Genomic DNA, 11544 nt, shown 5'->3' with positions numbered 1-11544 from the left:
CATTCAGTTCTGCATTCATTCTTTCACCTTTCTCAAATGCTTCTTCCTCTGTAAGTGGCCGCTCTTCCTCGCATGATCTCATTTTGCTCTCGCTCATTGAAAATACGCTGCCGTTCAAGTTCATGTTTCTGTTGCATGATCTCTGCTTCTAACTCTGCTCTCTTTTGACGCATGAACAATTCGATCTGCTTTTGCTGTAAATCCATCTGTTGCATCTGGCTTTTGGTTGCCATATCTTGCTGCTTTTCTTGCAACTTCATTTCTTGTTCTGGACTCATCTGCTGTTGGGCTTGTTGTGCCATTTGCTGCTGTTGTTGCACTTTCTCACTTACACGGTTAAGCAGTGACGCAGGCAAGGGGGAATAACGCAACAAATCAATCATGATATCCGGTGTAACCGCATTTTGAAGCAACGGTAACAATTGCGTGATAATGCCAAAAGTACGCTCTTTCTCATTCGGGCTGGTTGGCGCGTCATCGACCACTATATCGTAATCAACACTCATCACTGATTCACGGGTTAAGGGAATATATTGCGCATTCTCTTCTCCAGATATCCGCACCAATCGACCATCAGACAAGTAATTCTGTATCAAGTGTAAAATAAGCTTACCTTGCCTTTTGCGATACAAACGCAACCCATCAAACAGACAAGCAAGCAGATTTAAACTGGATTGACGCCGTTGTGCTTCCAAAACCCCTGCTTGTGAGACTTCTCTGGTTCCAATAAATTCTGGCGATAAGCCTGTGACTTGATTAATCGCTTCTTTCGCTTCATTAAACAGCTGGAAAAAGCCCGTTGGAAATTGTGCTACGGGCTTGGGTTGTATTTTACCACCTGCCAAAGCGCCATTTTTTAAAACCGTAATACTATCTGCCCTGCTCCAACTTTGTACCGCTTCTCTTTCGTCTTCAAAAGCACCCCTCTCTGCCATAATCCCGCCTTTGGATTGGCTATTAAGGATATGCATGACCTGGCTAAAATATTTATTCGCCCATCGTTGCGGATCTTTTGTTGGACGTACAACCCCATAAAATTGCCGCTCTAACTTATCAAAATAGCCCGTGATACATTCCCACCCCAATTGACCAGCAGGAACCATGGGTTGATCGGGGCATAGTAAAACTTTCCTGCCTAAAAAGGCGCGTTTAACCACCTTTTTATTGAAAACCGCCCCTTGAATATCGGGCATCATGCACTGAAGTTGCTTAAATTCCTCTTCACTATAATCGCGAAGTTCTCCTGTGCTTAAATCGGGCGCTTTGTAATATCTCTCACTTTCAAACCAACGACATTCAACGAGCGTGACCATCCGTCGACCGTTTTCAACATCAATGCCCCTCTCATCATCATAAGCCTCTAAGTCGTTGTGATGAGTGTACCATTCTGCCGCCCCTGTAAGCAATTCACTTGGCAACGCTTTTCCTATTTGACGGGGAATGAATTGCACTTCACGTTTGTTATTACGCTCGGACCCCACAACGGCATTAACCAATGGTGCAATACGGTTAAAGGTCATAACGGGGCGGCGTTGCTCTTTTAATGCCGATAAATCCGCTTCATTCCACTGATCTCCATTGTAAAAACGAAAATCCTCCCTTGCATGCTCGCGCCATTTGTTCACATGCTTCACATCTTCTTTGTACCAACTCATAAGTTTGCGAAGCAAGCCTTCTGTTGACAGATCTGAAGCGTTGCTATCTTGCTCTAAATGCTCATGCATCATTCTGCCATCCATGACGTACTCTCATAAGCTTCTCTACCACTGTAAGCTTGTCTCTTATGTTTCTGCACCGGCTGTTCATAACCCACACACATCAATCCAAAAGCATCCGCCCCATGACTCGACCAATCATGCTCGGCGCCCAACCCTATATTCCGCTTCTCATCCCATTTCTCATGATACCAATTCAGTGCCTTACGACCCGCTACGGTTGTCTCTTCGTTGAACCATACAGAAGGTAAAATACGTCGCACTGCCTCTATCCGCATTTTGACAGCACCGGCGCCTTGATTGGGTATCACTTGCGTTTCAAAACCCGCATCATTGAGAGCACTCTCAAAACTCACATTGTGCACACGGTCTCTGGTCGCACCATCATGCGGCAAAACCATCAGTGCCTTCTCATAACCATTTTGACGCAACCAACCGATATGCTCTGAGAGCGGCTGCCCTTGTGCTTCGTAATAATCAAGCACTCTAATCTCTCTGCCAACAAATTGTGCTATCCATATCGCTGTGGCATCTGCCTTAGCACCCGTTCCCCCAATATCCCAAAAGGCGCGTATCTGCATTAAAGGGTCACGCGCAACACGCCCTATCCGTCCCTCTTGCTCGGCTGCCAACATCTCCTTTTGAAAGTAAGCCCCTTGAACCGCTGTAAGATAAGCCCCTTCCCAAATATGTTTATAGGTCTCCGGACGATTTTTAAGGTCATCAAGCCGCGCTTCATTCAAGATCTTCGGAAACTTCGGATTGTCGGACCAGTTGATCTCTACACGCTTAATCGCTTCATTATCCGAAAAGCGAAAACGCCTTTCAACCGGTGCATTATCTCGTAATGGGTTCCATGTTACCCATAACTCGGCTCTCCAATCCTCTCCTTCTTCACGCAACGTTGGTATAAGCGTCTGCCAAGCTGTCTCTGTCACCGGCTCTGCCTCATCAACCCAACAGAGCAAAATACGCCCCATAGACTTGATGCTGGCAATATTACGGTCTAGTCCAGAAAACTGAAAAGCTATACGCCCATCATTTGACTTAATCGAAGCCTCTCCAACCTTATAATAATCCTTTAAAAAGTCATGGGCTTCAATCGCACGTTTTATTTCCTCCAATGAACTTTCTGCCAATGAATTTTGAAACTGACGTGCACAAAGAATAGTCCCCGATATCCCTTGCATACCAAATTGATAGCCTTTTAAAGCCGCCATCAAGGCAAATGATCTTGTCTTCCCAGACCCCCGTCCACCCCAAGCCGCTCTGACCAAAGCATCCCCTGCAAAAAGTGGAATAAGCTTTGGTACAATCTTAATCTGTCTTGTCGTCATTCATTAAAGGAGCAATTTCCACACGCCCTATGATCTTAATCGCGCCCCCATCTTCCCCTGTCACTTGCAAAGGCAACACCTTACCAAGCAAAGCTAAATAAGCCGCGGGGCATTTGAGTGCTTGTTTTTCCAAATAAGAAATTAGCCCTTCCTTGCCATACTTATTGCCTGCCAATTCAGCTGCTTTAATGATTGCCTCTTTAAGAAGACGTGTATTCTTGTTCGGTACACCTTTAACACGCCCCATACCTGCCCTCGGTGGTATCAACTTTCTTTTTGGCTTTGGAATCTGCTCTGTATTTTCGGATGTCATAAAATACGCCCTCCAGATAATAAAAAACCCCGCATTTGCGGGGATTTTTCACTGTATCTCACCCTCATTTAGATACAATACGACCAGTGCCGTAATTGTCATTAAATACGATTTGCATCACTTTGTCAACACCAAAATAACACATATTGATAGATTTAAGGGGAATCAGCTAGATAAATAAGGAATAAATTATAAGGTAGTAATGATGTTTATAAAAAAATCTCTCTTTAGAAGAGTCTTAATTATCGCACTTTTTACAACGTATCTTATATCGCCTCCAACGGGATATGCTAATCAGAACGAGTTATTCTGTTCAAAAGAAATTATAGAACGAGAGAGAGCACTCCGTAATTACATGTTTGATGTAGATAACTGGTGGGAAAACACTTTCCGCAACGCTTTATGGTTAGGAAATACTTCGCATTTATCAAAACATAAAATTGAACAACATGCCAATCTGATGCAACAATGGCACGATATAATCACAGAACAAATGCGTTTATCTCGTGTCTTAACCAAAGGTATGACAAATGAAATAACTGAAATGGAAAATTTAAATAAAGCAAGACAATCTAAAAACCATGCAAAGGTATCAGAAATTCTAGAACGCCTTTCCACAATTCGAAATTTTATGGTTATAACTAGGAAAAAGATAGAGAAACTGAACCACCAAATAGATATATTATACAGGCATCTCAAGGATATTCGTAAATAATTACATGATTTTTTGAAAATACTTCTGAAGCGCATTAAGAGCAATCTTTAGTGAACTCACAAGATGCGGTAATTCTTTATCTTCTATAACGAGGTAATGTAGCGCAGCATAAATGTTGTATTGTCTATAAAGATGTTGCGCTTCTTTTAATGCCTCTTGCATGGCTTGATAATGACGGGTTGCTTTTTCAACCCATTGTTCAAAGCTATTAGGATCTGAATTTGTTGAAACATCATCATAAATCGCGCTTGGAAATCCTTTTGCACAAAGATAATTATTTCTTATCTGTAAGTACTGTTGCGCGGTGTCATATTGCTCTTGAGTGAGTACACCTTGCAAACAAAGCCGGCCTATGTAAGTACTTGCAAGTGGATTTTTTGCCTCATGTAAGGTTAAACCGAAGCGCTTTGCACGCATTTCTATAGCCAATTTATCGACAGCCTCACGCGGTTCTTTTGCACGTGATATACGACCATTTGCTTCTCTTATCTGCCCTGTGATTTTAGGGCGTCCCCTCTTTTTATTTTTTTTCACATATAACCTCAGACACCTGTTTAACGTTGTCCCAAATTTCCTTTGAATTTGACGATGTTTCTATACTCAAATGCACTACAAACACCAGCAACAAGCCCACTATTGAAAAGGTTGTAATTTTTTTCCAATCATCACCATCATTCAACACCCATATGATGACAAGTACTAGTATTGCAACTAGAAAGCCTGCCACTACATCACAACCTCCTATAATACTAACATTATGTTGTAATGATTTTATCTCTTGCTCTGTAATAGTATAGTTATAAATTGGTTTAGATTTACAGATTGAACTAAATGTAGGTAGCGGCTGCTTATCGGACATTTAAACACTTTCTATTTAAAAAGGAACATCATCATTTAAAGCGTTTGTAGACATATCAAGAGGTCTGTAAATGCTTGTTGCATAAGCAGATGACGGCTCTTGATTATCATCATTTTTGCTGTCTAAAAGCTTTAACTCGCCTTTGTAGGGAGGCAATATGACCTCTGTTAGATACCGTTCCACACCGTTTTTATCTTGCCATTTACGCGTTTGTAAGCGCCCTTCGATATAAACTTTGCTACCCTTCTTAAGATACTGAAGAGCTACTTTTGCAAGGTGTTGATTAAACACCACAATGGAATGCCACTCTGTTTTGTCTATTCTTTTATTGGCTGCCTTGTCTGTATAGCTTTCAGACGTTGCCATTCGAAAATTGACCACCTCGCCACCGGAGGGCATTGTTTTACTTTCGGGATTTGCACCTAAATGACCAATTAACATCACTTTATTCAGCATTTGCTTTGCTATCCTTTTTATAGGAAAGGGTACTTAAAAACGAAATAACTCATAATAAACAATATTATAACACATTATGCTATATTGTTACAAGCAAAAATGGTTTTAATTCACTGAATCTAAAGAATGAATCACATTTTTATTTTACTTATTTGCTTGTGTTTTGATACGATTTGTGCAATAAAGAGGCGTTCGTAATACTCACGAATAACGATAAYRGAAATGYATTGCAAAACAGAAGCCGCGTTCTTAAAGGGCGCGGCTTTATCGTATGAACAATCATCATCAAATATTTGAAAATAATAGAGAAAATCTAGATAGAGCATAAAAGAAAACCCTGTTATGTAAAAAACATAACAAGGCTTTCAATACTAAGTCAATTCCCAAGTTATCACACAAGATATAGTACATTGTGTGTAAAATTACAAGTATTAACACACAAAAAAAACCGCGTCTTTTAAGAGACACGGCTTTCTTTTGTAGCGATTTTTAAAAAGTATTTTTTAACCTAAGGAACGGTTAAAATACAACACCCTTATGATGTTGCAACAGAAAGTTTTTTACGCTTTCTATGTTTTAAAATATAGCACACTATGTTTATTAATTCAAATTGAATAAAAACAAAGTTGCGTTTTTACACAAAGTATGTAATTTGCTAATTGGTTTGTAATGAACTATCCTTGTTAGTAATAGTTTTGAATATAAAAGCCGTATCAATTCATTTTGATACGGTTTTTATGTATTAAGGCTTGATATTTTACACGTTTTGTGTAATAAAGAGACATTTCTCTTTTTGTATCTATTAAAAAGTAGTTTTGGTTGGTTTTGGAGTCAAAAGCCGTGTCTTAAATGACGCGGCTTTCCTTTTTTGCTACAAACAAGCCCCCTTATTTACGCTGTCTTATCTAAAATTTGTTCACTACCATCAGTATCATCACAAATCTTTTGCTTGCCATTAATAACGGCATTGCCATGAATTTTTACACCCTCTGCAATAATAGATCTATTAGAAACAGACGCATCATCATAAATTTCTACTTTTTCATAAATACGTGCATTTTCATAAACACGTGCATTGCCATAAATCTTGACATCTTTGCAAACAATCGCTTTGCCATAAACCCTAGCATTATCAAAAATGTGAGAACCCTCATATACACAAGAAGATCCTGATACTTTTGCATTCCCATAAACAAAGCCCTTTACATAAGCACTATGCCAAACTTTTGCATCATCATAAATTTTTGCTTCTATAGAAATAAAGGCTTTGCCATAAACCACGGCATTGTCACAAACTTGGCCACAAATTTTTGCGTTCCCATAGACCCTAGCATTATCACTAACTACGCACTTGCCATAAACCCACCCCTTGCCACGAAACCACATGCTATTACAAACACTAGCATTATCAAAAATTTGCGCATTGCCATAAACATGGGTATCGCTACCATAAACCTTGGCTTTATCACGAACTATAGCGTTGCCATAAACCTTGGCATTATCAGCAACAGCAGCGTCATTACGTATTTTTGCATTTTCACTAACAACAGCATCATACGCAACTATAGCATTATCATACACCCAGCAATTGCCATCATGTGATAAGTTACTTTCCTTTTCTATAAAGCCCCCTAAATCCCCCGCCTTTACATCATCGAAATCCCTTAATGCACGAATGCGATAAAAGTATTTAGGTTGACGGGTTTCAGCATCGTAAACTTGTTTTGTTCTATCTGTAATTTCATATTTTTTGGATACAACTGTACTGATCATAGGTAGCTCCCTAATCTAATATTCGATTAATTTGTAAATGAGATGTTTAAAGAGGGGCGCCCCCGCCGCGCCGCTGTTTTATTATGCAACTTGATCTAAAGTCTTTTCACGACTATTGATGATAACATTGTCACTAACATTGTTACAAACGCTAGCATTGCCACAAATTTTTGCATTCCCATGTATTTTTGCTACGCTATAAACAGAGGCATCATCAAATATTTTTGCATTCCCAAAAATCTCTGCATCGCTATAAATACAAGCATTACCGAATACATGCGCATTCCCATAAACCTTGCCATTTACCTCTGCTTTACCGTAAACTTTAGCATTATCAAAAATACGAGTGGTGTAATTCGTTTGTACATCCCCAAAAACCTCTGCATTACCGTAAACACAACCGTCAATCCACGCTTTACCATGTATTTTTGCATTATCGTAAACACGGGCGTCGCCATAAATCCAAGCGTCGCCAGCGATTTGTGCATTCCCATAAACACGTGCTCTTTGACAGACACGAGCATTATCTCTAACCCAGCAGTCGCCATCATGGGAAAGATGTTCACTGCTTTCTATAAAACCACCTAAGTCGCCTGCCTTAACATCTGCAAAATCTCTAATGGCTCTAATGCGTCTTAATGTGTGGATACCTGCAACAATCGTTTCGCCAGTGAATTCATATTTTTTTGGAACGCCTTGCTTTTTAGGAGGAACGGGGCCAGTATCAGTTGCTCCCATGTTATCTGCAATAGCTTTAATAAGAGCGTGACGAAAAGCATTCATATATGTCATGATAATATTCCTGTTTGTAGTTTTTTCATTGACACCCTATAAGGGCGTCGGGCGCTGAAAAACACGGCAAACAGTCCGTCGTTACGCTTTTCTCATAAGAGTATTGTATGGCGTAACTACACCCGACAAAATCATTATATGCTAATCATAACATAAAAGACAGCCAGTATTTTTAAAGAATGGGAGAAACCTTTTCGTGGTCTATCCGCTGTTTGTTTAGTGTTTTTCAAGCACTTGCCGACCTTATTAAACCAGCCTTCGTTTAAAGTCAATACGTATTTTTTATTTTTTTCACTTTTTTTCATTTTGATAATTACCCAATTGAATATCAAGTGCTTTTTCTAGCTCTCTGTCTATCTCTTCACTTGATAATGGATAGCCTCTCTCCAAATCATTCGTTATCTCACAAATCAAATGATCATCTTTTGTACGTTTTTTGATTTTCGCATTAACCTCGTCTATTAACGATTCAAAATTCAATACGTTTTTTGGCAAATCACCACCATAAATCCAAGCTTTCACTTGCGCCTTTGTGCTGTAATCAACATTCGCAGGGATCTCATGATCTTGATACTGCCCACCATCGAATTCCTCATATTCTCTCATTCCATCTTCATATTCGTAAAGATTGTAAAAATACTCTGCAACCCCTAATCCCCATGGTGCGTGACCAACTGCTGTCGCTACAAATTTCTTTTGCTGTCTTGATTTACGGTTTTTTAAAAACATATGTTTTAATATCCCTTAATCTAAATCCATAACTTTACCTATGGGTTTATTTGCCTCAAATTGGTTCGTACAGAGGCGTTTTTAATTGTAATATGGTTTTCATCATAAAACTTTTAAATCGCTCTGTACGATGCCTTTTTAGCGATTTAAACGCATATCTAATCTCAAAACTATCAGCTCTTTTCACTATTTTGCTGCTTTTCATTCAATGCCTTTTAAAATTTCTTCAAGTTCTTTTTGAAGCTTTTCAACGCATTCTGATGTGATCGCCGTCTCTTGATTTTTACCACCTACCTCCGGCTTTTGAAGGTTCTTAAGAAGACGATTTGCTTGGAAGCGAATATCACTTTCAAGCTTTTCGCAGTAACGATAAAAATCTGCTGTTGACGGCATAAAGGTCGCGTTTAAGCCCTCTGCTTTGCCTTTCAAAACGTTCTTTGTTGCTGTTTGCAATACCCAGCTGCTTATGCCTTCAAGAGCATAAAAATACGCAAGCGCTGTCGCTTTCTCATCTGATCTCATGGGGCTTTTGAGACCATTTGAAAGGACAAGATACGCTGTTTGGATTTCTTCTTCAGTCGCTTTTATCTCTAACTTTTGCAACGCATTAGTAACCAATTCTGTAACTCTCTCCGCTTCTGCACTCAATGGCTTTTGCCCCGTTTTCCAATGGAATGGTGGTTCTGTCATCATTCTCGAATAAAAATTTGTACACACTATCTGAATTTTTGATATTGGACATGTGCTGTGCAACTCGATAACTCCAGCCGCGCTGTTGTTCTGTTTGTTGATTGCTTGGTTTTCCATAATTTCTACCTTTGTTATTGATTTCGTATTTTTTTGAATTTCTTACCCAGTTACGCCATGTTGCGTGCCAATCGCGTTTGCAAGCGTCCTTGCCTGCTTTGGCTTTCCAATAATCTTTAAATTTTGCGATTTCGATTTTCACACGCTCTGGAGGCAAGCCCTCTGCAAGTGCAAAATCGTAATCGGGTTCAAAATCAGCAGGCAATCGACAACCTCTATCGGTTTTAACCCGCTTGGCTTTCTTAGAAACGCTTTCTTGCTCGTGAATGGGTGGTTGGTTATCTGATGATGTTTCGATTTCTTCTGATAGGCTTTCAACATCATCACATTCGATTGGCTCTTCAACCAAATCGATTGTTTCTAAATTTTCAAATTCAGTTTCTTTTTTTGATAAAACAATAGTTTTATTTTTTTTATATATATTATTCTTATTCTGGTTCTTTATAGCTTGATTTTGCTTAGCGTTTGCTTCAGCAAAAAAATCATTTTGCTTGTCGTTTGCTTCAGCAAAAAAAACGTTTTGCTTGTCGTTTGCTTCAGCAAAAAAAACGTTTTGCTTGTCGTTTGCTTCAGCAAAATTATTAACGTGTTGTTTTATATTACTTTTCGCTTGTGCACCTTTTTTACCAGCTTCACTACGAATTTGTGATATGTGGTCTTTTTTATCAGCAAAATCTTTTAGCTCTTCTTCAACACGTGCGTTCCACAATCCATCATCTGTCTCAATAAGTTTATCATTCCTTATTAAATATTCGACAATAGCTGCAAATTTTTTCTGCGAACAATTGCAAGCGCGCGCAAGCGTTTCAAAATCTGTTTTAATTGGTGCTTTTTTATCATACATGCGAACAAGAAGAGTGATATAAACGCCCCGTTGTTCCAATGTCATTCCATCTGTACCACTTATCCAATCATACAAATGAAATCTTATCCATGGCATACCATTAGACATGCCCACTCTCCCTTTCTTTAATTAAATGTAAAATTGCTAAAGCATCCGCTTCGTTATCATCACAAGGCGCGTGTCCTTTTGCACGCATTGCCTTTATAATCTCTTCTTTTGACGCATTCCCCTTGCCCGTCGTCACTTTCTTAATCGTACAAACCGGTATCCCCTCATACGGTATCTCATGATCTTCACACCACGCCGTTAACGTTGCTAGTAAACCTCCGTAAACATGCGCTGCATCGGTTCCAACATGACGCCGCACCTCTTCAAAATACACCGCGTCAATGTTACCTGCTGTATGCTTTATTTCTGAAAGCCATTGTTTAAAGCGTAAATAACGCATCCCACCGCCTTCAAAACGACGTGATTTAAAATCAACGGTGCCACTAAATATGTCACCACTCCCTCCACACATCGCCCATCCCATCTTCGTCCCTAGATCAAAACAAAGAATCGTGTTAATCAACGCGCCGCTCCATACATAACGTGTTTTATAAGATTGTTTTTTTAAAAGAAGGTAGGAAAAGGTGTGTAAATTGAATATTGAACACACTACATAAAATCATCCTCAAAAAACAATTAAAGCTTTTTTCTGGACCTATTTCCTATCCTCTCATTCTTCATAAGTTCATCTTGTAATTTCCTAAGTTTATCCTCTAGATCCCATATTATTCTTTTTTGTTTAATTACCTCATCTGTAAGCTCTCCTGACTGTTTAAAATAGCGGTAAACCTCAAAGAGTAAAAACAGATTGGTCGTTATAGAAAGGACTGTTGCTGCTGTACTCATCTCTCACCTCACTTACTTTTCTTTACAGCCATATTCTGAGCTCCTTATAATAACGGAGTCGCTCCCATATTCTACGGTGCCAAGGTAGTGATTGCATGTATTGCTGTGGTGTTAACATAGACAAATTATAAGTTGTGTTAGAAATGTAATTAAAATTTGGAACTACGTCATCACCATTTAACCTTCCATCACCAAAAACTGCTCCTAAACCACTGATCCAACAATTTCCTTTATGGCTAAGATTTTTTTCACTTTCTACCCAGCCACCTAAATCACCTTTTCTTACTTTACCAAAGCTTCTCAATGCGCG

14 protein-coding genes and 1 pseudogene are annotated in these 11544 nt (G+C 39.2%); 1 reads left to right on the top strand and 14 read right to left on the bottom strand.

Features of this window, described 5'->3' with window-relative positions; translation table 11 throughout:
• Positions 1–32: 32 nt before the first annotated feature.
• Genes HWX04_RS07165 through HWX04_RS07155 form a run of 3 tightly spaced genes read right to left on the bottom strand, consistent with a single transcriptional unit; the run spans position 33 to position 3365 of the window.
• A complete protein-coding gene (locus HWX04_RS07165) occupies positions 33–1739 on the bottom strand; it encodes a portal protein (protein ID WP_175869465.1) in 1707 nt (568 codons plus the stop codon).
• The gene (locus tag HWX04_RS07160) at positions 1724–3052 is read right to left on the bottom strand and encodes a PBSX family phage terminase large subunit (RefSeq protein WP_175869464.1); all 1329 of its coding nucleotides are present in this window, start codon (positions 3050–3052) and stop codon (positions 1724–1726) included. The genes HWX04_RS07165 and HWX04_RS07160 overlap by 16 nt, the downstream gene beginning before the upstream one ends.
• Positions 3033–3365: a hypothetical protein gene (locus HWX04_RS07155; RefSeq protein ID WP_175869463.1), complete on the bottom strand. Its 333-nt coding sequence runs from the start codon at positions 3363–3365 to the stop codon at positions 3033–3035. The genes HWX04_RS07160 and HWX04_RS07155 overlap by 20 nt, the downstream gene beginning before the upstream one ends.
• A gap of 355 nt (positions 3366–3720) precedes the next feature.
• On the opposite strand from HWX04_RS07155, the gene HWX04_RS07150 reads away from it, so the two are divergent.
• Positions 3721–4080 carry a hypothetical protein gene (locus tag HWX04_RS07150; protein WP_175869462.1) on the top strand — a complete coding sequence of 120 codons (360 nt, stop codon included), beginning with the start codon at positions 3721–3723 and terminating at the stop codon, positions 4078–4080.
• Here the strand turns inward: HWX04_RS07150 and HWX04_RS07145 are convergent, their stop codons facing one another.
• The 11 genes and pseudogenes from HWX04_RS07145 to HWX04_RS08360 all read right to left on the bottom strand — a co-directional run.
• On the bottom strand, positions 4081–4614 hold the full coding sequence (locus HWX04_RS07145) for a hypothetical protein (RefSeq protein WP_175869461.1): 534 nt from the start codon (positions 4612–4614) through the stop codon (positions 4081–4083).
• Complete coding sequence (locus tag HWX04_RS07140; protein WP_175869460.1) at positions 4601–4939, bottom strand: hypothetical protein; 339 nt, start codon at positions 4937–4939, stop codon at positions 4601–4603. The genes HWX04_RS07145 and HWX04_RS07140 overlap by 14 nt, the downstream gene beginning before the upstream one ends.
• Before the next feature lie 15 nt (positions 4940–4954).
• Positions 4955–5395, bottom strand: a complete 441-nt coding sequence (gene ssb, locus HWX04_RS07135) for a single-stranded DNA-binding protein (RefSeq protein ID WP_175869459.1) — start codon at positions 5393–5395, stop codon at positions 4955–4957.
• An 891-nt stretch (positions 5396–6286) separates the two neighbouring features.
• Positions 6287–7168, bottom strand: coding sequence for an LbetaH domain-containing protein (locus tag HWX04_RS07130; RefSeq protein ID WP_175869458.1), 882 nt, complete (start codon positions 7166–7168; stop codon positions 6287–6289).
• Between the two features lie 81 nt (positions 7169–7249).
• Entirely contained in the window at positions 7250–7960 is a 711-nt protein-coding gene (locus tag HWX04_RS07125; protein ID WP_175869457.1) for a hypothetical protein, read from the bottom strand.
• Positions 7961–8251: 291 nt separating this feature from the next.
• Positions 8252–8689, bottom strand: a complete 438-nt coding sequence (locus HWX04_RS07120) for a hypothetical protein (RefSeq protein ID WP_175869456.1) — start codon at positions 8687–8689, stop codon at positions 8252–8254.
• Between the two features lie 201 nt (positions 8690–8890).
• Positions 8891–9337, bottom strand: coding sequence for a hypothetical protein (locus HWX04_RS07115; RefSeq protein ID WP_175869455.1), 447 nt, complete (start codon positions 9335–9337; stop codon positions 8891–8893).
• The gene (locus tag HWX04_RS07110; protein ID WP_175869454.1) at positions 9297–10448 is read right to left on the bottom strand and encodes a YdaU family protein; all 1152 of its coding nucleotides are present in this window, start codon (positions 10446–10448) and stop codon (positions 9297–9299) included. The genes HWX04_RS07115 and HWX04_RS07110 overlap by 41 nt, the downstream gene beginning before the upstream one ends.
• A complete protein-coding gene (locus tag HWX04_RS07105) occupies positions 10441–10911 on the bottom strand; it encodes a crossover junction endodeoxyribonuclease RuvC (protein ID WP_175869453.1) in 471 nt (156 codons plus the stop codon). Before HWX04_RS07105 ends, HWX04_RS07110 begins: the two co-directional genes overlap by 8 nt.
• Positions 10912–11024: 113 nt before the next feature.
• Entirely contained in the window at positions 11025–11234 is a 210-nt protein-coding gene (locus HWX04_RS07100; protein ID WP_175869452.1) for a hypothetical protein, read from the bottom strand.
• Positions 11235–11256: 22 nt separating this feature from the next.
• Positions 11257–11544, bottom strand: a pseudogene (locus HWX04_RS08360) (hypothetical protein); the annotation flags it as partial.

Source organism: Bartonella gabonensis, from assembly GCF_903679515.1.
Classification (GTDB): Bacteria; Pseudomonadota; Alphaproteobacteria; order Rhizobiales; family Rhizobiaceae; genus Bartonella; species Bartonella gabonensis.
Note: the sequence above shows the minus strand (reverse complement) of the source record. Positions and strands in the feature narration are given on the sequence as shown.